We start from the raw sequence: 22,587 nt of genomic DNA, 5'->3' as shown, positions 1-22,587 counted from the left end.
TTTACTCCCGCGTCGCCGCACGGCTCCTCGCCCTCGCAGCCGGAATCTGGCACAACTGGCTCATCGGAGCACCCGTCAAACGCTCACTCATCGCCTACGACCACTAAACCCAATCGGACTCACTCATCTAGGCGAGCGTGAGAAAGAGTTTCTCGAGTTCGTCTTGATCGGGGGCGCCCTCCGTGCCTGGGTGGTTCAAGCATTCTTTCAATGCGCTGGAGATCACAAGGAACCCCGCCCGGTCGAGCGCCTTGGAGACGGCGGAGAGCTGCTGCACGACATCGCGGCAGTGCGCGTCCTGCTCCACCGCGGCGATGACCGCGGCGAGCTGCCCGTGTGCACGACGCAAGCGGTTCACCACCTTGCGCTTCGCCTCCGCATCATGCTGAGCAGGAATAGGGTCTGCTGTTGTCTCATGCCCCATGACCTCTGCCTCCTTCACTGTGTTGAAACGACCTGACTTGACAAACATGATACCCCCCTGGGTATAGTTATCCTATTCCACAGGATACCCCCTGGGGTATATAGAACTAAGGAGAGCGTGATGTGTCGAGCGGTGACCTGTCGTACATGCAGGAAGACGACCTGGGCGGGATGTGGGCAGCATGTCGCGATGGTGAAGGCGGGCGTGCCCGCATCGGACTGGTGCAACGGCAAGCACACTCAGGCGCAAATCGATGCCGCGAAGGCAAACCGGGGCGGGTTCTTCTCCCGCCTGTTCGGCCGCTAAACCGCAGAGAAGGAACGGAACAGGCAATGGCTACGAGGAATCTGACGCTGGACACCTTCGAGGGTGCCGTGAACGGTGATGGCATCGTGTTCGTCGATTTCTGGGCGGCGTGGTGCGGGCCGTGCCGGGCGTTTGCCCTCACCTTCGAGCGCGCCTCCGAGCAGCATCCAGACATTGTGTTCGGCAAGGTTGACACCGAGGCCGAGCAGCAGCTCGCAGCGAGCTTCCGCATCAGCTCGATCCCGACTCTCATGGTGTTCCGCGACGGGATCCCGGTCTACGCCCAGCCTGGGGTTCTCCCTCCTGCGCAGCTCGACCAGCTCATCCAGGGCGCCCGTGACCTCGATATGGACGACGTGCGTCGGCAGATCGCCGAGCGCGGCACGCAGCCCGCCTCCTGAAACCGGCTGAGATCCACTCATCCATCCAGCACATCGTCAGAAAGGACCCTCATTATGTGCGCACGAATCACCTGCTCTACCTGCGGCAGGCCCACCTGGACCGGCTGCGGCGAGCACATCGAGGATGCCCTCTACGGCGTACCCGAGGCCGACCGCTGCACCTGCAACTGACTCCTGAATCACTACATCACTCGAGAAAGAACTGATCATGCTGCTCGAACGCATCTATGACGAGGATCTCGCACAGGCGAGCTATTTCATCGGCTGTCAGGCGAAGGGCGAGGCCATCGTCATCGATCCCCGCCGCGACATCGATGTCTACCTCGACCTGGCCGAGAAGAACGGCATGCGAATCGTCGCCGTCACCGAGACGCACATCCACGCCGACTACCTGTCGGGCACCCGCGAACTCGCTGCGAGAACCGGCGCCCGGATGCACGTCTCCGACGAGGGCGGGCCAGACTGGACGTACGGCCCCGACTTCGACAGTGCCGTGCGCATGAAGCACGGCCACCGCATCCGACTCGGCAACATCACCGTCGAGGCCTCGCACACGCCCGGGCACACGCCTGAGCACCTGTCGTTCCTCATCACCGACGGGGCGCAGGCGAGCGAGCCGGGTTTCATGCTCACCGGCGACTTCGTGTTCGTCGGCGACCTCGGTCGCCCCGACCTGCTCGACGAGGCCGCCGGGTTCGTCGACACCCGCTTCCGGGGCGCGAGGGATCTCTTCGCAAGCCTGCGCGACCGCTTCCTCACCTTGCCCGACTATGTGCAGGTGCTGCCGGCGCACGGCTCCGGTTCGGCGTGCGGCAAAGCGCTCGGCGCGATCCCTGCGTCGACCGTCGGCTACGAGCGAAACTTCTCCTGGTGGAGCCAGTATCTGAAGAACGACGACGAACAGGGCTTCGTCGATGAACTGCTCAGCGGTCAGCCGGATGCTCACGCCTACTTCGGCCGCATGAAGATCGAGAACAAGATCGGCCCAGCCGTGATCGGCGACATGCCCGAACTCGTTGAATACACGGCAAACGAACTCCGGTCGGCGCTCGATGCCGACTCCGTGATCTTCGTGGACACCCGCCACAACAGTAAGGTGCACGAAGGTACCGTGGAGCGCTCCCTGAACATCCCGGGCGTCGCGAAGGCCGCGAGCTACGGCGCGTGGGTCTATGATCCGCAGATCGAGGATCGCCCGCTCGTGCTCCTCGCCGGCTCGCTCGAAGAGGCGCAGCAGATGCGCGACCACCTGATGCGGGTCGGCATCGACACGGTACGCGGCTACATCACCTCACTCGACGGCCTCGAACTCGTCAAGCCGAAGCTCGTGCAGCCGGAGGCTCTCGACGGCTTTGACGGGGTGATGCTGCTCGATGTGCGCAACCGCACCGAGTACGCTGAGGGCCACCTGCCAGATGCCAAGCAGCTCTCCGGCGGTCGCGTGCTCTGGAACCTCGACCTGCTGCCCGAGCCCGAGGCCGGCACGATCGTCACCTACTGCCAGAGCGGTGTACGCAATAGCGTCGCTGCCAGCGCGCTGCGCCGTCAGGGGTATGACATCGCCGAACTCGACGGTAGCTACGCGGCCTGGGCAGCGCGCCCCGGCAACCAGCCCGTCACCGCCTGACCGGCGCACTCAGGAGTCCGAGTGGAACCCCATCTGATCGTCATCGCGCTCGCTCTGGCGGCGCTGGTCGGCGTGTCCCTCGGGCTCCTGGGCGGCGGCGGATCGATCCTCACCGTCCCGATCCTCGCATATGTGCTGGGGATGGAACCGCGCGAGGCGATCGCCGCGTCTCTCTTCATCGTCGGCGCGACCAGCGCGGTCGGCATGATCGGCCACGCCAGATCGGGACGTGTGCGCTGGAAGACCGGGGCCCTGTTCGGTATCGCGGGCATGGCCGGCGCGTTCGCGGGCGGCCTGCTCGGCGGGTTCATCCCCGGGGTGGCGCTTATGATCCTGTTCGCCATCATGATGATCGTCACCGCGACCGCCATGATCCGCGGTCGCAAGGATCGCGGCGGCGCGGCGCGCGCTGCGGATCACCCGAGGCCGATCCTGCGCATCCTCATCGACGGGCTGCTCGTCGGCATCGCCACGGGCCTCGTCGGTGCGGGTGGTGGCTTCCTCATCGTCCCCGCACTCAACCTGCTCGGCGGCCTGCCCATGGCGATCGCGGTGGGCACCTCGTTGCTCGTGATCGCGATGAAGTCGTTCGCGGGACTCGGCGGCTACCTGTTCTCGGTGCAGCTGCACTGGCCGATCGTGCTCGCTTTCACGGCGACCGCCGTCGCGGGGTCGTTCGCGGGCGTCGCCCTGGCCGGGCGCATCCCCGGACGCGCGCTCCGTAAAGGGTTCGGCGTGTTCGTGCTCGTAATGGGAGCCTTCGTGCTCGTCCAAGAAGCCCCTGCGTTCCTGTCCTTGTTCACCTCAGCCTGAAACGGAAGACGCCTCCAATGATCGCTGACGCCTCAAGCGCCGAAACCCGAGCCTCGCGCATCGGCCGAGTCGTTCGCGGGCACGCGATCCCCGTCATCGACGAGCGGGCTGTGCGCGCGGCCGCGGGAATCATGTTCCTGCTGGGCGGGGCCGCATTCGCGACGGCGTTCTTCACCGGCTCGGCACAGCCGCTGCAGCCCTTCGGCATGTTCTTCATGATCGACATGCTTTTGCGTGTGACCGCAGGTGACCGCTGGTCGCCCACGCTGATGCTCGGCCGCCTTGCGGTGAAAGGGCAGCGCCCGGAATGGGTCGGCGCACCGCAGAAGGAGCTCGCATGGTGGCTGGGCTTCGGCCTCGCCCTCGTGCTCTGCGGCTCCTGTCTCACTCTGCTCTTCCTCGAGACCGCGTTCGGCATCTGCGTCGGCTGCGCCCTACAGAGCCGTTTCAGCAAGCAACCGCCCAAGTACTGTCCGGGCGACACTTGCGATACGGGTTCCAGCACCCACTTTGCTGCGCCCTGGTCTGCGCCAGTCGGACACCCGACCCCTGAACCATCCGTCACCACCAGACCAAAATCAAGCTGAAAGGGCCACCCGCCATGCTCCGTTCAATCACTATCTCCCTCTCCGCTGTCGCGCTCCTGCTCGGCTTGGCAGCCTGCTCATCCGCGCCGAACTCGGCTGGCGGTGCGAACCCGGTCGAAGTCGGTGATGCCACGATCCTGCTCGACGTCCGCACCGCCGCAGAGCACTCAGCAGGGCACCTCGATGGAGCCAAGCTGCTCGACTTCAACGGCGGCGACCTCGCCGCCGCGATCCCGAGCCTCGACCCAGACGCCGAATACCTCGTCTACTGCCGCTCAGGCAACCGATCCGGCCAGGCGATCGCGCTCATGGAACAGGCCGGGTTCACGAACCTCACCAACCTCGGATCCCTCGAACAAGCAGCTCAGGCGACCGGGCTACCGATCGTGAACTAAGGACAGACCCTTATCACCTATGGGTATCGGCGCTGCGATGGGCGGCGACGCTATCGGCCCCTACAGTAAAGAGCGTTGCAAAAAGTGCTAACGAAAGTGCTAAGCAACCTGTAGGTCAAGGTATCGCGGCGGAGTTATCCACAGGTCACATGTCGTAGATCGTTGATTTTATGCGGCAGAACGCTCGGCCCAGATTCGCGGCGCGAGGGGGTCGAGGTCAGTTCAAGTCCCCCCTCGCGCACAGCGAGTCAGAACAGCCTCTCACCAGGTGATCCGGTGAGGGGCTGTTTCTTTTCGTTCACAGCCCGAGCTGGTCGAACGGGATGCCGCGCACCACGCGCCGCCACGGATGCTCGCCCAGTGTCCACAGCATCCGCCCCTCCGGGTCGAGGGCCAGGTCCTCGCAGCCGATCGGCAGGGGAACATCGCTGCGTTGAGGCGCGGCCCCGTCGCCGTCCCACAACGCACCCGGTTGCATGCCGCGCGACTGCGAGATGAATCGTCGATCGCCCCACTGCACGGCGCCCTGCATCCGGGCGATCTGCGGCACGTTCTGATCGACGGCGATGAACGAGCCGTCGGCATCGCCCGGAATCGTGAACTCGCCGATGCGTCCGAGCTTGTCGCCGCGGTACTCGCCGATCAGCACGCGCGGCACCGAGGTGCCCTCGTCATCGAACACCCGGCCGAGGAACGAGCATCGCAGCGGCACCGGATGCACCCGCGTGCGGACCGCCGCCAGCGCCACCGCGCCCAAACCACGCCCTCGAGCACCGACGACTCGTCGCGCCGCGGCCCCTCGCAGCCGGCGCGATTCGCCGAGGTCGAACTCCCAGATCCCCTGACCTGTCGCGGCGACGAAGAGGCGATCCCCGAACCAGGCGAGACCGCCGGCGTGGATCTGGGCCGGCACGAGCTCGCCGTCCTCCGTCTCGATCGTGAGGGCGACATCGAGGTGTCGCGACCGCTCCAGATCGATGAAGGTCACCCGCGACGCGAGGTGGGCACCGCTCTTCTCCTTGCGGAACCAGCTCACCGCGAGCGTCCGTCGCCCCTGCCAGGTGCCGAAGTCGACGCCCTGCGGATACCACTTCATCGTGTACGTGCGTGCACTGAGCCACTTCAACTCGACGACCCCGCGGCGTCGATGCCGCATCGGGCGCCACATCGATCCGAAGAAGCCCGAGAACCCGAAGAGCCCCGAGAGCCCGAAGAGCCCCGAGAGGGCTGAGAGCCCGCGCACCGCGTCAGCCTCCCAGCGCGGCGGCGAGCGCCGCATCGACGTGGAGCGAGGTCGTGGGGTACACCGGCACGGTCGCATCGCCATCACTGATGAGCAGTTCGATCTCGGTGCACCCGAGGATGATGCCTTCTGCGCCGCGATCAACGAGTCCCGCCATCACCCGCCGGTACCGCTGCCTGGACTCCTCGCGCACGACGCCGTGGACGAGCTCGTCGTAGATGACCTCGTGCACGATCCGTCGCTCCTCCTCGTCGGGCACGATCGTCCGGATGCCGTGCGACGCCAGTCGATCGGCATAGAACGGCTGCTCCATCGTGAAGGCGGTGCCCAGCAGCCCGACCGTGCGCACACCCGAGGGACGGATCGCCTCGGCGGTGACGTCGACGATGTGCAGGAACGGGATGCTGACGGCATCCTGTATCCGCTCGGCGACCAGATGCATCGTGTTGGTGCACAGCACGAGCAGCTCGGCTCCGGCGTTCTCGAGCGCGAGTGCGCGGCCGGCGAGCAGATTTCCGGCGGCTTCCCAGTCGCCTGCGGCCTGCATGGCCTCGATCTCGGCGAAGTCGAGTGAATCGAGCAGGATGCGGGCCGAATGATGACCACCCAGTTGATCCCTGACGCGCTCATTGGCGAGGCGGTACCACTCGAGTGATGACTCCCAGCTCATGCCGCCGAGCAGTCCGATCGTCTTCATCGCATCACCTTCCACGTCAGATCCAGCCGCGCTCTTCGGCGACCAGCACTGCCTGCTGGCGCGTGGTGACGTGGAGTTTCCCGAGCACGGTAGAGACGTGGTTGCGCACAGTCCCGGGGGCGAGCGACAGCGCGCGTGCGATCTGCCCTGTCGTCTCTCCGCGCCGCCCTGCCCGCAGCACGTCGAGCTCACGATCGGTCAGAGGGGATCGCTCGTCACTCAGCGCGTCGGCGGCGATCTCGGGGTCGACGTAGCGCGCACCCGCCGCCACCCGTCGGATGACCTCGGCGACCTCGTTCGCACCGCGCGATTTCGGCAGGAATCCGGCGACCCCCGACGCCAGCGCTCGCCGCAGCACGCCGGGACGAGCATGCCGGGTGACGACCACGCAGCGGATGGAGGTCTCGCGCCGCAGGCGCTCCGCGACCTCGACCCCGTCGAGCCCCGGCATCTCCAGGTCGAGAAGGCAGACGTCCGGCGTCAGGCGGATGGCCTCGGCGAGAGCCTCGGACCCGTCGGCGCATTCCGCGACGACGTCGATGTCGTCCTCCAGGCGCAGCAGAGCGGCCAGCGCGGATCGGATCATCGCCTCGTCATCGGCGAGCAGTACACGGATCATCGCGCTTCCTCCTCCGGCGCCCCGGCCGGAACGGTCACGACGACCGCGAAATCCTGCTTCCCCCGTCGCACGTCCAGGGTCCCACCCGCTTCCGCTGCTCGCCGCCCGATGCCCTCGAGCCCCGAGCCGTCATCGGACGCCGGATCCCCGGCCGAGTCGTTCACGATCTCGTACCGCCAGGACTCGCCGTCCTTCTTCAACGAGAGCTGCGCCCACTTGCCGCCGCCGTGGCGCAGGACGTTGGTCGTGGTCTCGCGGATGACGGGCCCGAGAACGGATGCCGGAGCTCGATCCGCCCCCGCATCGACGCTCGCCTCCGCGGAAGTGCCGGCGGCACGCAGCAGATCGACGGCGTTGGCGATCTCATCGGTCAGCGCGGCCGTGCGGAATCGCAGCGCCAGGTCCCGCGTGCCTTGCTGAGCCTCGGCCACACTGCCTCTTGCAGCGCGCAACTGCTCGAGCGCAGCATCCGGATCCTTCGCCATGAGGCGTTCGGCGAGTTCGAGCTGCAGGGCGATGACCTGCAGATGGTGGCCCTGCAGATCGTGCACGTCCGTCGCGACCCGCAGGCGCTCCTGCGTGGCGGCGAGACGGCTCTCGGAGGCGCGCGCCCGATCGAGTCGCACCAGCACATCCCACCACCACAGGGAGGCGACGGTCATGGCGGGCAGCATCGCCGAGAACAAGGCCAGCGGCCCGAAACCCGCCGCTGCTCCGTCGTCGAACATGCGGAAATCGACCACGGCGAGACCGATGATCACGACAGTGGCGGCGAGCATCGCACGCATGCGCACCCCCGGCTGCCAGTTGAGCAGCAGAAGCGATTGCAGTACGGGTACGGCGGCGACCGTCCACAGCCCGGACACCGTGCCGGCCAGGATCGCATAGGCCACGGCCACCAGGAGCGGGAGGAGTTGTCGGCGCCACCGCACCAGCCCGGCGGTGTCCGTGCGGTGACGGTAGTCGATCATCAGTGCCACGGTCGAGACGACCCAGACGAGTCCGCCGATCGAGATCGCGACGGCGGCGGCGGCCGACGGGCGGATGCCGGCGCCGAGGATGAGGAGCACAGTGTTCGCGACGATGAAAAGTTCGAAGAACAATAGGGCCGAGATCGTGTAGTACCAAGTGGCGGTCACTCCCCTGGCCAGTCGTACGGAACCCTTCGACGCGGCGGCATCGGAGCCGTCGGGAGCGGATGCGGACGAACGGACCATGTCGTCCACATTACGGCCATGACACATGTCACCCATCGATCGTGCGAACACCCCGGGAAGCGGTGACAGCGGGGCACTTCTGCGCATCGCGCGGATCCGATGGACTGGAGTCTCCGCCGGGCAGACGCCCGGGCAGTCGCAACGACAGGAACATCCCATGAACCTCATCGAGACCTTCCAGAACCTGGTCGCTCAGGTGCCCGAACTGGTGCAGCCCCTCATCGTCGCCCTGGCCGGCGCGGTGCCCTTCATCGAGGGCGAGGGCGCGGCGAGCATCGGCATCATCGGCGGCATCCATCCGGTGATCGCCGCGATCGCAGGCATCATCGGCAACTTCCTCTGCGTGCTGGTGCTGGTGCTGCTCAGTTCCGGGGCCCGCAATGCGGTCGTCAGCCGCAACCACGCGCGCAAGGCGCGTCTGGCCGCTGCCGGAGGTGCGACGACGGGAAGTGTCACCGTTGTCGACGCAGAGGACGAGGCCGACGGCAGCCGCAGCGCCGCCCGCAAGGTGAAGTTCCGTCGTGCGCTCGACCGCTACGGCGTCCCCGGCGTCAGCCTGCTCGGCCCGCTCCTGCTCCCCACGCAGTTCACGGCGACGATGCTCGCGGCATCCGGTGTCAGCAAGGCCCGCGTCCTGATCTGGCAGGCGGTCGCGATCATCGGATGGACCACGATCCTCTCTGTGTTCGTCGGCAGTGTCGTCCACGCCGTCAGCTGACTGGCTGGACGCAACGCCTCGTGCGGGCGAGATGTCCAGAGCGCATGATCAACCTTTCGAGCGATGTCGGGATCGGGCCTCGCTGATGGGCTGGATGCATGACAGCTACTCGCCCGCGCCTCCCCGACCGGCTCACATCCCGGCGGGGAGCCTGGATATCCCTCGGCATCGTTCTCCTCACCTTCGTGGCCCTGTTCGGGCTCTTCAGCCGTATCGACGGCCCGACCGGGAACGAGACGGCACCGCCGGACTCCGAGTCGTCGCAGGTGAGCGCGCTGCTGGAGGAGTTCCCGAATGCGGATGAGCAGTCGGTGCTCGTGGTCGCCTCTCGAGCGGATGCCGCAGACCTCTCCCTCGCAGACATCACGGCGCTGCACGCGATCGTGCCCGTTCTCGACGCCCACACCGGCCTCGAGTCGTCCGGACCGAACGCGAGCGACGACGGGAAGGCCGCCGTGATCGTCGCCCCGATCACGGTCGGAGCCGACAACGCCGAGACTGCTGACATCATCAAGGACCTGCGCGGCGCGGTGGCAGCCGACGCTCCCCCCGGCCTCGCGCTCCAGGTCACCGGCGGCCCGGCATTCGGCGCAGACGTCACGAGCGCGTTCGACGGCGCCGACTTCACGCTGCTGCTCGTCACGATCCTCATCGTCGCGGTGCTGCTGATCATCACCTACCGCTCGCCGATCCTCTGGCTGCTCCCGCTCGTGGTCGTCGCGTTCGCCGATCAGCTCGCCGGTGAGGTCACCGGCGCCGTCGGGACCTGGCTAGACCTCCAGTTCGACGCGGGGATCATCAGCGTGCTGGTCTTCGGTGCCGGCACGAACTACGCACTGCTGCTGATCTCGCGCTATCGGGAGGAGCTGCTCGTCGACGTGGATCAGCGCCGCGCGCTGAGCACCGCCTGGCGCAAGACCGTTCCGGCGATCGTCGCGTCGAACATCACCGTGGTCCTGGCGCTGCTCACGCTCGCGCTCGCCGTGATCCCCGGCACGCGCGGTCTCGGCATCTCCTCCGCCGTCGGTCTGCTGATCGCGCTCGGCGCGGTGCTCTTCGCGCTTCCTCCCCTGCTGGCGGTGTGCGGGCGCCGGGTGTTCTGGCCGTTCGTCCCGAAGCCGGGCGCGAGAACCGAGCACGCCGCGGTGTGGAAGGGCATCGCCACCCGCGTCATGCGTCGTCCGTGGCTGAGCCTCGGCGGCGGGGTGCTCGTGCTGGCTGTGATGAGTGCCGGCCTCGTGAGCACGACGGTGGGACTGGATCAGGTGGAGAAGTTCCGCGTGCAGTCCGAGTCGGCGGCCGGTCTCGAGGTGCTCGGCGATCACTTCCCGCCCGGGGAGTCCCAGCCGATCTTCATCGTCGCGAACTCGGCAGAGGCCGACAGCGTGCTCGACAGCGTCGACGATGTCGACGGCGTGGTGCGTGCGAACCCGATCGGTGAGACGACCGACGGCGCGCTGACGAAGATCATGGTGACGGGCGAGTACGCGCCGGGAACACCCGAGAGCCTCGACCTCGTCACCGAGCTGCGTGACATCGTCCACGACGTGCCGGGTGCGGATGCCGTCGTCGGCGGTGCAGTGGCGACGGATCTGGATGCCAGGGCCGGAAACCAGCAGGATCTGCTGCTCATCGCCCCGCTCGTGCTCGCGGTGAGCTTCATCGTGCTGCTCGTGCTGCTGCGGTCGCTGGTCGCACCGGTGGTGCTGCTGCTGATCAACGTCGCGAGTGCAGCGGCGGCGATCGGCGCAGGCTCCTGGTTGAGCCGGGTTCTGTTCGATCAGCACGCGCTGGATCTGCAGGTGCCACTGCTGGCGTTCCTCTTCCTCGTCGCGCTGGGCATCGACTACACGATCTTCCTCGTGCATCGCGCCAGGGCCGAGGCCGAGAGCCACGGCACCCGTGAAGGAATGGTGCGGGCGGTCTCGCACACCGGCGCCGTCATCACCAGCGCCGGGATCGTGCTCGCAGCGGTGTTCGCGGCGCTCGGCGTTCTGCCGCTGGTGACTCTCGGCCAGCTCGGCCTGATCGTCGGGGTCGGCGTGATCGTCGACACGCTGGTCGTGCGCACCGTGATCGTGCCGGCGGTGTTCGGGGTGCTCGGTGACCGGATCTGGTGGCCACGTCGCCGCCCGCCGCTCTGACGCTCAGTTCTCGAAGGCGTCCTTCGCCTTGTCCCCGGCCTTCTTGAGATCGGCCTTGGCCTGTTCCGCCTTGCCCTCGGCTTCGAGCTTCTCGTTGTCCGTGGCCTTGCCGACGCCCTCCTTGAAGTGACCGGCGATGTCTTCGGCGGTGTGCTTCGCCTTGTCTCCAATGCCCATCGATCCATTCCTTTCGTCGGGGATCAGGTGATCCGTGTGATCGACTCTCACACCGACAGGAAGATTCGGCGACGGGGTTGACGGGCGCGACGACGAACGTTAGGAATGAGCGGATGGCGCGTCAGCCCACGATTCGGGCTGGGATCAGTCGCGGTTCGAGCGGGATGAGATGCCGGAGGCGAACTCCGTGCTGTGCATCCCATCCCGTCCCGAAACCTGCGATCCCCGCGGGACGGGGTGATCGTCGTCCTTCTTCCCCAGAATCCGGATCTCGGCTTTCCCCAAAGCCCGACGATCAGCGCATGCAGTGGGCCCACTCGAGCAGGTCCGTCCCCAATGATCCATCCGCGGGAGCCACTATCGAGTCATCCTCCCACGGTTTTTCAGATTTGTCCCCCAAATGGGGGACAAGATTCATGGTTTGGGGTTAGGGTGTTTCATGACGCACCCTCCGGTCGTCTTTGGCCCTCACCGCTCCCCCCGCGGTGAGGGCCGCACTATTCGACGGCCCTTTTCCCTGTGTGCACCCGGTGTGACGCTCGTGCAACATTTGGGTTACCTTCTGCTTCGGGCTGTTCCGCTCCGGCGCTGCACAGATATTGTGGGCATCGTCGGGGCACCCTGCGTCGACACACATTTCAGCAGAACGGCAGTACATGAGTACCCAAGGCACGGTCAAGTGGTTCAACTCGGAGAAGGGCTTCGGCTTCATCTCCCCCGATGACGGCGGCGCTGACGTCTTCGCGCACTACTCCGCCATTGAAGCAAGCGGCTACCGCTCACTCGACGAGAACCAGCGCGTCGAGTTCGAGGTTGCACAGGGCCCCAAGGGCCTGCAGGCCGAAAACATCCGCCCCATCTGAGGCCGATACACACGACGCTCCCCGTCGGGCGCACGTCAACAGCGCGCTCCCGGCGGGGAGCGCCGTGCGCTCTACGTCAGAAGCAGTGCCCTGAGCGCGTCCGCGTCGGCAGCTCGGGACACCGCGCCGTCGCCCTCTGAGGCCTCGCCGAAACCCCACTCGGCGAAGATGACGGGCACACCGTGCTCAGCCGCGCCCTCCACATCGTGGTGGCGATCTCCGACGAGTACCGGGTTCGAGGTGTCGACACCCGCGGCCTGCAGCCGCTCCAGCGCCCAGCCGACCACATCCGACTTGCTGTCGCTGCGCCCGACCGTGCCGCTGCGCGCACCGGAGACGGCGGCGAACAGGCCGAGCAGATCATTGTGCTCGAGGATCGCGGTGACCTGATTCTCGGGCTTCGTGCTCGCGGTGGCCTGGGGGATGCCTGCGGCTGCGACCGCGCGGATGACATCGGGGATGCCGTCGTAGATGTCGACAGACGCGGCATAGCCGTCGCGGGCGGCGAGCGCGCGGTAGCGCGCAAGAGCATCCTCGGCCTGGGTCGCGCTCAGCCCCGCAAGGCTCTGGAAGGACTCGTACATCGGCGGTCCGACCCAGCGCGGCAGCGAAGCCGGGTCAGGTGCGGGCTGGCCGAACGACGCGAGCACTTCCATGAGACGAGGGAAGATGCCGGGGGTCGCATCGGCGATGGTGCCGTCGACGTCCCAGAGCACGCAGGAGTAAGGGGAGTGAGGCATCCTTCAAGCCTATGGGCAGCCGCCGGGTCGGCCGTACGCCACATCGCTCCGGAGCCGTCAGAACAGCCGCGGGACTCCGGACTCGATGCCCTTCATGTCGTCGTAGTCGAGAACCAGGCAGCGGATGCCGCGATCCTCGGCGAGCACGCGCGCCTGGGGCTTGATCTCCTGGGCGGCGAACACACCGTGCACGGGCGCGAGATGCGGATCGCGGCCGAGGAGTTCGAGGTAGCGGGTGAGCTGCTCGACGCCGTCGATGTCGCCGCGGCGCTTTATCTCCACCGCGATGGCAGCGCCCGCAGCATCCCGCACCATGAGATCGACAGGGCCGATCGCTGTCGGGTACTCGCGGCGAACCAGGGTCGCGCCCTCGCTGATCCGCTCGACCTGTTCGGCGAGCAGGCGCTGCAGATCGGCCTCGACGCCGTCCTTCTGCAGGCCGGGGTCGATGCCGAGCTCGTGTGCGGAATCGTGCAGCACCTCATAGATCTGCACGCGCAGTGCGTCGCCGGTCTTCTTGTGGGTGACGCGCCACACGTCGATGACGCCGGCGCCGGCCTCTTCCTCACCCGGGATCTCTGTGACGAGGGTGCAGGGAGGGCTCATCCAGTTCAGCGGCTTGTAGCTGCCGCCGTCGGAGTGCACGAGCAGACTGCCGTCCCCCTTGTGCACGAGCAGACGCGTGGCGAGGGGGAGGTGGGCATTGAGCCGGCCGGAGTAGTCCACGGCGCAGCGGGCGATGACGAGACGCACTCGACGAGCCTACTTCGTCGTCGAGCGCTCGGCGTTCGCCTTCAGCGGCCGGGCGGCGCCGGATGCGAATCCGGATGCCGCGACCAGCGCGACGAGGATGAACAGTGTGTTGAGCAGGCCGATGTGCTCACTGATCAGCCCGAGGATCGGCGGCCCGCCGAGGAACGCGACATAGCCGATCGTGGCCGCTGCGCTCACTCGCGCCGCAGCCTTGGCGGGGTCGTCGGCCGCCGCGGACATGCCGAGCGGGAAGCCGAGTGATGCGCCGACGCCCCACAGAGCCGCGCCGACGAAGACGAGGGGGAGTGTGGGCGCGAGGATGAACAGCAGGATGCCGCCGGTCGCCGCCACCGCGAGGATGCGCAGCACCAGCACGCGGCCGAAGCGGTCGACGAGCGGACCGCCGAAGATGCGCACCGTGGTCATCGCCACCGAGAACACCGTCAGCGCTGCGGCGCCCATCGCCGCGCCGCCGCCGTGGTCTTCGCTCGTGCCGAGTGCGAGCCAGTCGTTGGCCCCGCCCTCGGCGAAGGCCATTCCGAGCATCACGACGCCGAGGGCGTAGGTGCGCGGCTCGCGCCATGCCGACAATGCCACGTGCATGCGCTCGCGCCAATGCGGCTTCTCGCCGGACTCGGCGGGGTCGAAAGTCGCGTCACGGTTCGGCACGTTTGCGATGCACACGAACGCTGCGACGAAGATCAGCGCGGCGACCACCGTCGCGTGGAATGCGACCGTGAGGTGCGTGGTGGTGGCGACCCAGCCGAGGCCGGCTCCGATGACGGTGCCGAAGCTGAAGAACGCGTGGAACAGCGGCAGGATCGTCTTGCCCGCCTCCTGCTCGATGGCGGTCGCCTCGACGTTCATCATGACGTCGAGGCATCCGTTGCCGTACCCGAACAGCGCAAGGCCGATGATGACCACGGGGAACGACGCGAACACCGTCGTGCCGACACCGATCAGGACGAGACCGATCGCGAGGGTGATCATCAGCGCCAGCATGCCCCGGCGCGCGCCGATGCGCGCCATCACTGCCGGGCTCGTGGAGATTCCGAGGATCGACGCGATGCCCATGCCGAGCAGCAGCAGGCCGATCTGCGCGTTGTCGATGCCGAGGGCGATTTTGATGTCGGGCACGCGCGACGCCCAGGTCGCGATCGAGACGCCGCTGGCGAGGAAGATCGCGAAGATTGCGCCCCGCCAACGCACGTACTGCGAACGGGTGAGGGCGTGGTCCATGCAGAGAGCGTATCGAATCGATTCGATTTTCGGAAATGGTCGAGTTATCCTCGGATCATGACGTCGTCCTCAGCACCTGCGCCACGTCGCGCGACGCTCGCAGACGTCGCGCACGCTGCAGGCGTGTCGACGTCCACGGCATCCGTCGTCTTCAGCGGCCGCACGAGGGTCTCGGACGCGACGCGAGAGCGTGTGCTGGCGGCAGCGGCCGATCTCGGATATGCGGGTCCCGACCCGCGCGCGGCATCGCTTCGTCTCGGACGCAGCGGCATCGTCGCCGTCGTGCTCGAGGGGCACCTGCGGACCGCATTCCTGGACCCCGTGACGATTCCGATGATGGACGGGCTGACCGACGGCCTCGCCTCGCTCGGAGCGGGAGTGCTCCTGCTGCGCGACGAGCCGGGGGAGGGCGAGGTCCCCGCGCTGGCGACGGCACCGGTCGACGCCGTCGTGCTCATCGGATGCTCCGGAAGAACCCGCGCGTCACTGGAGATCGTCCGGGCCCGGGGCCTGCCGGTCGTCGTGATCGAGGGAGACGCGGGGGAGGGGATCCCGCAGATCACGCTCGACAATCGTGAGGCGGCGGCGGAGATGGCCAGGCACATCCAGGGTCTCGGACACGAGCGCGTCGCCGCCGTGACGCTGCCGTTGGACAGCGATCGCATCCGCGGGCGGGTCACCGACGAGCGACTGGGACGCGCGACGATCGACGTCACCATCGAGCGACTGGCCGGTGCGCGAGACGTCTACCCCGATCTGCCCGCGGTCTCGGCAGGCAGCAGTTCGATCGACGACGGCGTGATCGCGGGACGGGCGCTGCTCAGCGACCCTGCCGCCCGTCCCACCGCGATCCTCGCGCAGAGCGACCTTCTGGCTGCGGGCGTGATCCGCGCGGCGGAGGACCTCGGTCTTCGAGTGCCGGATGATCTCAGCGTCGCCGGCTTCGACGGCATCCGCGTCGACGGCATCGGACCGCACATGCTCACGACCATGGTGCAGCCAGCCGTCGAGAAGGGCAGAGCGGCGGGGGAGCAGGTGGCCCGGATGCTGCGCGGCGAGTCGCCGGAATCGATGCATCTCACCTGCCGATTCCGCGCCGGAACGACCACCGCTGCCCCCACCATCTGACCGCAGAGGCGAGATCCGACCGCACTTGCAGAATCCATGGAGGGCATGAACCGGTAAACTCGAAGAAACCCCCCGCCCGCCTGTGCCGCAAGGCCTCGACGAGCCATTGAGGAGCCGCTTATGCTGTTGCTCCTTGCCGTGTTCCTTCTCGGGGCTCTTCTTCTCCCCGCGTTGGTACGTTGGCTCGGGGCGCGAGCGTTCGCGATCGGCGCTCTCATTCCCGCTGCGGCATTCGTCCAGGCGCTGGTGATGACGCCGCAGGTTCTCGACACCGAATCGGTGCCGTTCGAGAGCGTGGAGTGGATCCCTCAACTCGGCCTGAACCTGTCGATGCGCATGGATGTGCTGGGCTGGGTGCTGACCCTCATCGTCACCGGTGTCGGGGCTCTGGTGCTGCTCTACTGCCGCTGGTACTTCCACGACGAGGCGGGTGAGCTCGGCCAGTTCGCCGGTGTTCTGCTCGGCTTCGCCGGTGCGATGTACGGGCTCGTGCTCACCGATGACCTCGTCATGCTCGTGATGTTCTGGGAAGTCACCAGCATCCTGTCGTACCTGCTCATCGGCCACTACCGCCGTCGCGCGGTGAGTCGTCGTGCCGCGCTGCAGGCGCTGCTGGTCACCACGCTCGGCGGACTCGTGATGTTCGTCGGCGTCGTGCTGCTGGTCGTCGACACCGGCACGTCGAGCATCACCGAGATGCTCGAGCTCGCCCCCACCGGCCCGCTCGTGAACGCCGCGGTCGTGATGCTGTTGATCGGCGCGCTCAGCAAGTCGGCGATCTTCCCATTCCACTTCTGGCTCCCCGGCGCGATGGCGGCGCCGACGCCGGTCAGCGCGTATCTGCACGCCGCTGCCATGGTCAAGGCCGGCATCTACCTCATCGCGAGGTTCGCTCCGATCTTCGCGCTTTCCGAGCCCTGGCGTCCGATCGTGATCTCGTTCGGCGTCTTCACGATGCTGCTCGGTGGAATCCAGGCTCTGCGTGAGACCGACCTCAAGCGCATCCTCGCCTTCGGCACGGTCAGCCAGCTCGGCTTCTTCACCGTCATGGTCGGCTACGGCACGCAGGCGACAGCACTAGCCGGTCTGGCGCTCGTGGTCGGGCACGCGCTGTTCAAGTCGGCGCTGTTCCTGATCGTCGGCATCATCGACCGTCAACTCTCCACCCGCGACATCGACGAGCTGTCCGGCGTGGGCAGGCAGGCCCCGGTCATGGCCACGATCGCGTTCATCTCCGTCGCGTCGATGGCGGGCATCGCCCCCACCGTCGGCTTCGTGGCGAAGGAATCGGCGCTCACCGGGCTGATCGACGATGCGCTGGGCGGCTCGCCGTGGGCACTCGTCGCCCTGATCGGCGTGATCCTGGGTTCCATGCTCACTGTGGCATATGGGGTCCGCTTCCTATGGGGGGCGTTCTGGAGGAAGCGCGACGTCATCGGCGCGCGCATTCCGGACACGGAATGGCCGGACCCTCCGGTGGGGTTCCTGTCGGCTCCGATGATCCTGGGCGGCGCGACCATCGCCCTCGGCATCGGCGCCCCGGCGCTCGACACCGCACTGTACGGCTACGCGGTGACCGCCGTGCCGGGCCTGAGTGCTGACGGAACGGCGAGCGAAGGTCCTGGGCACCTGGCACTGTGGCACGGGTTCGAGCCGGCGCTGGGCATCTCGGTCCTCACCGTCCTGCTCGGATTCGGGCTGTTCGTGCTCACGCGACGTACAGGCTGGGACCGCAAGGCGCGTCTTCTGAAGTTCACGGCCGCCGACGTCTACTTCGTGGTGATGCGCGGCGTCGACCGGCTCTCGGTCATCACAACGACCCTCACGCAGCGCGGTTCGCTGCCGGTCTACGTCGGCACGATCTTCATCGTGTTCGTGGCCGCGGAGACCACGGCGCTGCTCGCCAGCGACGTCGATCAACTGAATCTGTCGGCCTGGCACACCCCGACCCAGATCGCCGTCGCGCCGATCATGGCGATCGCCGCCGTCTTCGCGGTGCAGGCGCGAAAGCGCTACACCGGTGTGGTGCTCGTCTCGGTCACCGGCCTCGGCATGGTCTCGCTGTTCGCCACGAGCGGTGCCCCCGACCTCGCCCTCACCCAGATCCTCGTCGAGACCGTCACGATGGTCGCCTTCGCCCTCGTGCTGCGCCGGCTGCCGTCGCGCATGGGCGAGCACAACGCCTCTGTCTCCCGCATTCCGCGCGCCGTGCTGGCGATCGCTGTCGGCGTCACGATGGCCTTCATCGCCGTGGTCGCGACGCAGGCACGCATAACCGACCCGATCTCGATCTCGTTCCCCGAACTCGCCTACGAACTGGGCCGCGGGAAGAACGTCGTCAACGTCGCGCTCGTCGACCTGCGCGGCTGGGACACGATGGGCGAGCTCTCCGTCCTCGTACTCGCCGCCACCGGCGTGGCATCCCTCGTGTTCGTCACCCACCGCGCGGACATGCTGTCCCAGCGACCGTCGTTGCCCCAGCGCATCAGGCGGAAGGCCCGCATCGCGCCGCTCGTCGAGACGACCGACGGCATCCGCTTCCAGACCACCGAGAACCGCAGCAACCCGCGGGCATGGCTCATCGGCGGCCAGCAGATGAAACCCGAGAACCGATCGATCCTGCTCGAGGTGATCGTCCGCATCCTGTTCCACACGATCATCGTCGTCTCGATATACCTGCTCTTCGCCGGGCACAACGGGCCGGGCGGGGGCTTCGCCGGCGGACTCGTCGCGGGCATGGCACTCGTCATGCGATACATCGCCGGCGGACGCTGGGAACTCGGTGCCGCCGCGCCGACCGATGCCGGTCGCCTGCTGGGTGCCGGACTCATCCTCGCCGTCGGCACCGCCGTGCTCCCGTTGTTCTTCAACCTCGCACCTTTGAAGAGCTCGTTCTGGGAGTGGGAGATCCCCGGCCTCGGCCACATGGAGTTCGTCACATCGACGATCTTCGACGCGGGCGTCTACCTGGTCGTCATCGGGCTCGTGCTCGATGTGCTGCGCAGCCTCGGTGCCGAGGTCGACAGGCAGTCGCAGGAGATGCGGTCGCGGGGGGTGAGCGTCTGATGGATGTCTCGCTGACCCTCATCATCGTGATGGCGGTGCTCTTCGCCTGCGGCGTCTACGCGATGCTCGAGCGCAGCCTGACCCGCGTGCTCATCGGATTCCTGCTGCTGGGAAACGCCACGAACCTTCTGCTGCTCATAGTCATGGGAGTGCCGGGCAACGCGCCGTTCTTCGGCACCGAGGGCGACTTGAGCGATCCGCTCCCGCAGGCGCTCACGCTCACGGCGATCGTCATCACCTTCGCCGTCTCGGCATTCCTGCTCGCTCTGATCTACCGCTCCTGGCAGCTCGGCCAGGCCGACACGGTGGAGGACGACGAGGCCGACCTCGCTCTGCGTGCCCGCACAGATGAGGACGAGGACGTCATGGACGACGAGGACGACGTCGCCGACGAAGAAGCCACCACCGACTTCGTGGACGTGCGCACCTCGCCGATCACCGTGCTGCACATGCGCGATCATGCATCGATCCAGGACGACGCCCCGATGGATCGGCCGTGGGTACCGCGCTCGCGCCCTGAGCCCGTCGAAGGGCACGAGAACGCGCCCGACGCATCCTCCGACGATGAGGGGAATCGCACATGAACGCCCTAGTCCCCCTGCTCGTCGCCCTCCCGCTCCTCGGCGCCGCGATCACCCTGGTGTTCGGCCGCAGCCCTCGGCTGCAGGTGTTCGTCACCGTCGCCGCGCTCGCGGCGGTGGCCGTCATCGCCGCCGTGCTGCTCATCGCGGTCGACGGAGGCTCCCCGCTGGCCGTCTCGGTCGGCGGATGGCCGGTGCCGTTCGGCATCGTGCTCTACGTCGACCGGCTCGCCGCCCTGCTGGTGCTGATCTCCAGCATCGTGCTGCTCGCGGTGCTGCTCTTCTCCATCGGCCAGGGCGCCGCAGACGGGTCGGATGAGACGCCGATCTCGATCTTCAACCCGTCGTACCTGATCCTCGCGGCCGGTATCTTCAACGCCTTCATCGCCGGTGACCTGTTCAACCTGTACGTCGGGTTCGAGATCCTCCTCGTGGCGTCATACGTGCTCATCACACTCGGAAGCACCGAATCGCGCATCCGCACCGGAGCGGTCTACATCGTCGTCTCGCTCGTCTCGTCGATCCTCTTCCTCGCCTCGATCGCGATGATCTACGGCGCCCTCGGCACAGTGAACATGGCGCAGATCGCCGAGCGGATGGCAGAGCTCCCGCAGGAGACGCAGCTCGTGCTGCACCTGATGCTCGTGGTCGCGTTCGGCATCAAGGCGGCCATCTTCCCGGTGTCGTTCTGGCTGCCGGACTCCTATCCGACAGCGCCAGCGCCCGTCACGGCGGTGTTCGCCGGATTGCTGACCAAGGTCGGCGTCTACGCGCTGATCCGCACCGAGACGCAGCTGTTCGCCGACAACAGCATCGACACCCTGCTGCTGATCGTCGCGCTCGCGACCATGATCATCGGCGTACTCGGCGCCGTGGCGCAGGCCGAGCTGAAGAGGATCCTCTCGTTCACGCTGGTCAGCCACGTCGGCTACATGATCTTCGGATTGGCGATCGCGACACCGGCGGCGATCGGTGCGACGGTATACTACATCGTTCACCACATCGTCGTGCAGACGACTCTGTTCCTCGCCGTCGGACTCATAGAGCGCAGAGCCGGCAGCACGTCGATCCTCAGGGTCAAGGGGCTGCTGAAGGCGGCGCCGCTGCTCGCCGTGCTCTACTTCGTGCCGGCCATCAACCTCGGCGGTCTGCCGCCGTTCTCCGGGTTCATCGGCAAGTTCGCGCTCTTCGAAGCCGCGGCATCCGTCGGCACTCCGATCATGATGGTGCTGATCTTCGGTGGCATCGTCACCTCACTGCTCACCCTCTACGCACTGATGCGCGCCTGGAACCTGTCGTTCTGGCGCGAGGAGGAGGACTCGGCCGAGACTGACGGACGAATCGAGTACCTCGCAGGCGCGCCGGCCGCCGACGAGCAGCAGGAGCGCCGCCGCATCCCTCGGATCATGACGCTCGCGACCGGGGGGATGGTCGGCGTGACGCTGCTGCTGACGATCTTCGCCGGTCCGCTGTACGCGCTGTGCGATCGCATCGGCGACGCGCTGCTGCAGCCGGTCAGCCTCGTGCAGTTGGAGGAGGAGGTGGCCCCGTGAGTCCCGAGACCCAGCGTCATCGTCTTCACGACGTCTGGCTTCAGCTTCCGTTCCTCGCCTGGCTCATCGTGCTCTGGATGCTGCTGTGGAACCAGTTCACCCTGCTCTCGTTCGTCACCGGACTCGTCGTCGCCGTCTTCGTCACCCGCGTCTTCCGTCTGCCGACAATCGAACTCTCGGGGCGCGTCAACCTCTGGTACGGCGCGCTGTTCGTGGTGCAGTTCCTGTTCGCCGTCCTCCGCGGTGCGATCGCGGTGTCGGTGCAGGTGTTCGACTTCCGGCGCCAGCCGGGTGCGGCGATCATCGCGGTGCCGCTGAAGTACGCCGATGACCTGATCATGACGCACGTGTCGGTCACGTCTTCGCTGATCCCCGGGTCGCTGGTGGTCGAGACGGATCGCGATCGCCGGGTGCTCTACCTGCACATCATCGGCGTGCGCACACGAGCCGACGCGGATGCGCAGCGCGACGGGATCCTGCGCTGGGAGAAGCGGATCGTGAGGGCGCTCGGCAGCCCAGCGCAGTATCGTGCCCTGAAGGCCGACGAGCGCGCGGGAGCCGACGAGCGCGCGGGAGCCGATGAACGCGCGGGAGCCGATGAACGCGCGGGAGGTGGGCGATGAACATCCTGATGATCGTGATCATGGCTGTCTTCAGTGTTGCTGCGATCCTGACGCTATTCCGCATCATCCGCGGTCCGTCGATCCTCGACCGCGCCGTGGCATCCGACGTCCTCCTCACCGAGGTGATGTGTGTACTGGGCGCCGAGATGGCGATCAATGGGCACACACGCAGCATTCCGGTGATGCTCATCATCGCCGCCATCGGGGTGTTCGGATCGATCTCAGTCGCTCGATATGTGGCGCGAAGGGACAACACGACATCATGAACGTGTTCGACATCGAGATTCCGAATGCCGTCATCGACGTGACGGTGCTGGTGTTGATCCTGCTCGGCGCGGTGCTGTGCCTCTCCGCCGCGGTCGGGCTGCTGCACTTCCGCGATGTGCCCTCCCGCCTGCACGCGGCGACCAAGCCGCAGGTGCTCGGAGTGATCCTGATCTGCCTGGCCGTCGCGCTCGCGCAGCGCTCGGTCGGCGGCATCCTGCTCGGCCTCGCGCTCGTCGCACCCATCGTGCTGATGCAGTTCGCGACCGCACCGCTGTCCGCGCATATGGTGGGGCGCCAGGCCTATCGCAACGGCACGACGGAGGAGCGGCGGCTCGTCGTCGACGAGCTCGCCGAGTCGAAGCAGACCCCGCCGGGGGCCGGGTAGTCCTCGCGGCGGGTCGCGCCG

The 22,587-nt window shown here is 67.1% G+C and carries 25 protein-coding genes and 1 pseudogene; 17 read left to right on the top strand and 9 right to left on the bottom strand.

The window, feature by feature from the left end:
• Nucleotides 1-107 (top strand): annotated as a pseudogene (locus J1M43_RS01140) (IS982 family transposase); the annotation flags it as partial.
• Between the two features lie 20 nt (nt 108-127).
• Here J1M43_RS01140 and J1M43_RS01135 read toward each other — a convergent pair.
• Nucleotides 128-424 (bottom strand): metal-sensitive transcriptional regulator, encoded by a 297-nt coding sequence (locus tag J1M43_RS01135; RefSeq protein WP_206477275.1) that lies wholly within the window; start codon nt 422-424, stop codon nt 128-130.
• Nucleotides 425-544: 120 nt separating this feature from the next.
• Here J1M43_RS01135 and J1M43_RS01130 point away from each other — a divergent pair, with 120 nt between their 5' ends.
• The 6 genes from J1M43_RS01130 (at nt 545) to J1M43_RS01105 (ending at nt 4,553) form a co-directional block, all read left to right on the top strand.
• Nucleotides 545-730 (top strand): hypothetical protein, encoded by a 186-nt coding sequence (locus J1M43_RS01130; protein ID WP_206475469.1) that lies wholly within the window; start codon nt 545-547, stop codon nt 728-730.
• Between the two features lie 26 nt (nt 731-756).
• Complete coding sequence (locus J1M43_RS01125; protein WP_206475468.1) at nt 757-1,131, top strand: co-chaperone YbbN; 375 nt, start codon at nt 757-759, stop codon at nt 1,129-1,131.
• Nucleotides 1,132-1,339: 208 nt separating this feature from the next.
• The gene (locus J1M43_RS01120; RefSeq protein WP_206475467.1) at nt 1,340-2,758 is read left to right on the top strand and encodes a rhodanese-like domain-containing protein; all 1,419 of its coding nucleotides are present in this window, start codon (nt 1,340-1,342) and stop codon (nt 2,756-2,758) included.
• A 21-nt stretch (nt 2,759-2,779) separates the two neighbouring features.
• Nucleotides 2,780-3,571, top strand: coding sequence for a sulfite exporter TauE/SafE family protein (locus J1M43_RS01115; RefSeq protein ID WP_206475466.1), 792 nt, complete (start codon nt 2,780-2,782; stop codon nt 3,569-3,571).
• 17 nt (nt 3,572-3,588) lie between these two features.
• Nucleotides 3,589-4,158, top strand: coding sequence for a DUF4395 domain-containing protein (locus J1M43_RS01110; protein ID WP_206475465.1), 570 nt, complete (start codon nt 3,589-3,591; stop codon nt 4,156-4,158).
• A gap of 14 nt (nt 4,159-4,172) precedes the next feature.
• Nucleotides 4,173-4,553 (top strand): rhodanese-like domain-containing protein, encoded by a 381-nt coding sequence (locus J1M43_RS01105; protein WP_206475464.1) that lies wholly within the window; start codon nt 4,173-4,175, stop codon nt 4,551-4,553.
• A gap of 298 nt (nt 4,554-4,851) precedes the next feature.
• Here the strand turns inward: J1M43_RS01105 and J1M43_RS01100 are convergent, their stop codons facing one another.
• From J1M43_RS01100 to J1M43_RS01085, 4 genes are read right to left on the bottom strand one after another with little or no spacing between them, the layout of a single operon-like run.
• A complete protein-coding gene (locus J1M43_RS01100) occupies nt 4,852-5,796 on the bottom strand; it encodes a hypothetical protein (RefSeq protein ID WP_206475463.1) in 945 nt (314 codons plus the stop codon).
• 4 nt (nt 5,797-5,800) lie between these two features.
• Entirely contained in the window at nt 5,801-6,493 is a 693-nt protein-coding gene (locus tag J1M43_RS01095) for an aspartate/glutamate racemase family protein (protein ID WP_206475462.1), read from the bottom strand.
• A 16-nt stretch (nt 6,494-6,509) separates the two neighbouring features.
• Nucleotides 6,510-7,112: a response regulator transcription factor gene (locus J1M43_RS01090; RefSeq protein ID WP_206475461.1), complete on the bottom strand. Its 603-nt coding sequence runs from the start codon at nt 7,110-7,112 to the stop codon at nt 6,510-6,512.
• Nucleotides 7,109-8,329, bottom strand: coding sequence for a sensor histidine kinase (locus tag J1M43_RS01085; protein WP_206475460.1), 1,221 nt, complete (start codon nt 8,327-8,329; stop codon nt 7,109-7,111). The genes J1M43_RS01090 and J1M43_RS01085 overlap by 4 nt, the downstream gene beginning before the upstream one ends.
• A gap of 157 nt (nt 8,330-8,486) precedes the next feature.
• On the opposite strand from J1M43_RS01085, the gene J1M43_RS01080 reads away from it, so the two are divergent.
• Together J1M43_RS01080 and J1M43_RS01075 are read left to right on the top strand one after the other, a co-directional pair.
• The gene (locus tag J1M43_RS01080; protein ID WP_033105554.1) at nt 8,487-9,047 is read left to right on the top strand and encodes a hypothetical protein; all 561 of its coding nucleotides are present in this window, start codon (nt 8,487-8,489) and stop codon (nt 9,045-9,047) included.
• 98 nt (nt 9,048-9,145) lie between these two features.
• Nucleotides 9,146-11,191 carry an MMPL family transporter gene (locus J1M43_RS01075; protein WP_206475459.1) on the top strand — a complete coding sequence of 682 codons (2,046 nt, stop codon included), beginning with the start codon at nt 9,146-9,148 and terminating at the stop codon, nt 11,189-11,191.
• A 3-nt stretch (nt 11,192-11,194) separates the two neighbouring features.
• On the opposite strand, the gene J1M43_RS01070 is transcribed toward J1M43_RS01075, so the two are convergent.
• The gene (locus tag J1M43_RS01070) at nt 11,195-11,368 is read right to left on the bottom strand and encodes a CsbD family protein (protein WP_206475458.1); all 174 of its coding nucleotides are present in this window, start codon (nt 11,366-11,368) and stop codon (nt 11,195-11,197) included.
• Nucleotides 11,369-12,024: 656 nt separating this feature from the next.
• On the opposite strand from J1M43_RS01070, the gene J1M43_RS01065 reads away from it, so the two are divergent.
• Nucleotides 12,025-12,231, top strand: a complete 207-nt coding sequence (locus tag J1M43_RS01065; protein WP_033105552.1) for a cold-shock protein — start codon at nt 12,025-12,027, stop codon at nt 12,229-12,231.
• Nucleotides 12,232-12,302: 71 nt separating this feature from the next.
• On the opposite strand, the gene J1M43_RS01060 is transcribed toward J1M43_RS01065, so the two are convergent.
• The 3 genes from J1M43_RS01060 to J1M43_RS01050 are packed head-to-tail and all read right to left on the bottom strand — an operon-like array spanning nt 12,303 to nt 14,963.
• Entirely contained in the window at nt 12,303-12,971 is a 669-nt protein-coding gene (locus J1M43_RS01060) for an HAD hydrolase-like protein (RefSeq protein WP_033105551.1), read from the bottom strand.
• A 57-nt stretch (nt 12,972-13,028) separates the two neighbouring features.
• Nucleotides 13,029-13,724, bottom strand: coding sequence for an endonuclease NucS (gene nucS, locus J1M43_RS01055; protein WP_206475457.1), 696 nt, complete (start codon nt 13,722-13,724; stop codon nt 13,029-13,031).
• A gap of 9 nt (nt 13,725-13,733) precedes the next feature.
• Complete coding sequence (locus J1M43_RS01050) at nt 13,734-14,963, bottom strand: MFS transporter (RefSeq protein WP_206475456.1); 1,230 nt, start codon at nt 14,961-14,963, stop codon at nt 13,734-13,736.
• 57 nt (nt 14,964-15,020) lie between these two features.
• On the opposite strand from J1M43_RS01050, the gene J1M43_RS01045 reads away from it, so the two are divergent.
• The 7 genes from J1M43_RS01045 (at nt 15,021) to mnhG (ending at nt 22,566) form a co-directional block, all read left to right on the top strand.
• On the top strand, nt 15,021-16,091 hold the full coding sequence (locus J1M43_RS01045; protein WP_033105548.1) for a LacI family DNA-binding transcriptional regulator: 1,071 nt from the start codon (nt 15,021-15,023) through the stop codon (nt 16,089-16,091).
• A gap of 120 nt (nt 16,092-16,211) precedes the next feature.
• A complete protein-coding gene (locus tag J1M43_RS01040; RefSeq protein ID WP_033105547.1) occupies nt 16,212-19,157 on the top strand; it encodes a Na+/H+ antiporter subunit A in 2,946 nt (981 codons plus the stop codon).
• The gene (locus tag J1M43_RS01035) at nt 19,157-19,741 is read left to right on the top strand and encodes a Na(+)/H(+) antiporter subunit C (RefSeq protein ID WP_084595645.1); all 585 of its coding nucleotides are present in this window, start codon (nt 19,157-19,159) and stop codon (nt 19,739-19,741) included. The genes J1M43_RS01040 and J1M43_RS01035 overlap by 1 nt, the downstream gene beginning before the upstream one ends.
• Nucleotides 19,738-21,291, top strand: coding sequence for a Na+/H+ antiporter subunit D (locus J1M43_RS01030; protein WP_033105546.1), 1,554 nt, complete (start codon nt 19,738-19,740; stop codon nt 21,289-21,291). Before J1M43_RS01035 ends, J1M43_RS01030 begins: the two co-directional genes overlap by 4 nt.
• The gene (locus tag J1M43_RS01025; protein ID WP_206475454.1) at nt 21,288-21,914 is read left to right on the top strand and encodes a Na+/H+ antiporter subunit E; all 627 of its coding nucleotides are present in this window, start codon (nt 21,288-21,290) and stop codon (nt 21,912-21,914) included. The genes J1M43_RS01030 and J1M43_RS01025 overlap by 4 nt, the downstream gene beginning before the upstream one ends.
• Nucleotides 21,911-22,180 carry a monovalent cation/H+ antiporter complex subunit F gene (locus J1M43_RS01020; RefSeq protein WP_033105544.1) on the top strand — a complete coding sequence of 90 codons (270 nt, stop codon included), beginning with the start codon at nt 21,911-21,913 and terminating at the stop codon, nt 22,178-22,180. The genes J1M43_RS01025 and J1M43_RS01020 overlap by 4 nt, the downstream gene beginning before the upstream one ends.
• Nucleotides 22,177-22,566 (top strand): monovalent cation/H(+) antiporter subunit G, encoded by a 390-nt coding sequence (mnhG, locus tag J1M43_RS01015; RefSeq protein WP_033105543.1) that lies wholly within the window; start codon nt 22,177-22,179, stop codon nt 22,564-22,566. Before J1M43_RS01020 ends, mnhG begins: the two co-directional genes overlap by 4 nt.
• Nucleotides 22,567-22,587: the final 21 nt, after the last annotated feature.

It is taken from the genome of Microbacterium sp. KRD172 (assembly GCF_017168295.1).
Lineage (GTDB): Bacteria > Actinomycetota > Actinomycetes > Actinomycetales > Microbacteriaceae > Microbacterium > Microbacterium profundi.
Note: the sequence above shows the minus strand (reverse complement) of the source record. Positions and strands in the feature narration are given on the sequence as shown.

Coding starts and splice junctions, on each gene's coding strand:
- J1M43_RS01135 (WP_206477275.1), bottom strand. CDS start 424: ATGGGGCATGAGACAACAGCAGACCCTATTCCTGCTCAGCATGATGCG.
- J1M43_RS01130 (WP_206475469.1), top strand. CDS start 545: ATGTGTCGAGCGGTGACCTGTCGTACATGCAGGAAGACGACCTGGGCG.
- J1M43_RS01125 (WP_206475468.1), top strand. CDS start 757: ATGGCTACGAGGAATCTGACGCTGGACACCTTCGAGGGTGCCGTGAAC.
- J1M43_RS01120 (WP_206475467.1), top strand. CDS start 1,340: ATGCTGCTCGAACGCATCTATGACGAGGATCTCGCACAGGCGAGCTAT.
- J1M43_RS01110 (WP_206475465.1), top strand. CDS start 3,589: ATGATCGCTGACGCCTCAAGCGCCGAAACCCGAGCCTCGCGCATCGGC.
- J1M43_RS01105 (WP_206475464.1), top strand. CDS start 4,173: ATGCTCCGTTCAATCACTATCTCCCTCTCCGCTGTCGCGCTCCTGCTC.
- J1M43_RS01095 (WP_206475462.1), bottom strand. CDS start 6,493: ATGAAGACGATCGGACTGCTCGGCGGCATGAGCTGGGAGTCATCACTC.
- J1M43_RS01090 (WP_206475461.1), bottom strand. CDS start 7,112: ATGATCCGTGTACTGCTCGCCGATGACGAGGCGATGATCCGATCCGCG.
- J1M43_RS01085 (WP_206475460.1), bottom strand. CDS start 8,329: ATGGTCCGTTCGTCCGCATCCGCTCCCGACGGCTCCGATGCCGCCGCG.
- J1M43_RS01080 (WP_033105554.1), top strand. CDS start 8,487: ATGAACCTCATCGAGACCTTCCAGAACCTGGTCGCTCAGGTGCCCGAA.
- J1M43_RS01075 (WP_206475459.1), top strand. CDS start 9,146: ATGACAGCTACTCGCCCGCGCCTCCCCGACCGGCTCACATCCCGGCGG.
- J1M43_RS01070 (WP_206475458.1), bottom strand. CDS start 11,368: ATGGGCATTGGAGACAAGGCGAAGCACACCGCCGAAGACATCGCCGGT.
- J1M43_RS01065 (WP_033105552.1), top strand. CDS start 12,025: ATGAGTACCCAAGGCACGGTCAAGTGGTTCAACTCGGAGAAGGGCTTC.
- J1M43_RS01060 (WP_033105551.1), bottom strand. CDS start 12,971: ATGCCTCACTCCCCTTACTCCTGCGTGCTCTGGGACGTCGACGGCACC.
- J1M43_RS01050 (WP_206475456.1), bottom strand. CDS start 14,963: ATGGACCACGCCCTCACCCGTTCGCAGTACGTGCGTTGGCGGGGCGCA.
- J1M43_RS01045 (WP_033105548.1), top strand. CDS start 15,021: ATGACGTCGTCCTCAGCACCTGCGCCACGTCGCGCGACGCTCGCAGAC.
- J1M43_RS01040 (WP_033105547.1), top strand. CDS start 16,212: ATGCTGTTGCTCCTTGCCGTGTTCCTTCTCGGGGCTCTTCTTCTCCCC.
- J1M43_RS01035 (WP_084595645.1), top strand. CDS start 19,157: ATGGATGTCTCGCTGACCCTCATCATCGTGATGGCGGTGCTCTTCGCC.
- J1M43_RS01030 (WP_033105546.1), top strand. CDS start 19,738: ATGAACGCCCTAGTCCCCCTGCTCGTCGCCCTCCCGCTCCTCGGCGCC.
- J1M43_RS01020 (WP_033105544.1), top strand. CDS start 21,911: ATGAACATCCTGATGATCGTGATCATGGCTGTCTTCAGTGTTGCTGCG.
- mnhG (WP_033105543.1), top strand. CDS start 22,177: ATGAACGTGTTCGACATCGAGATTCCGAATGCCGTCATCGACGTGACG.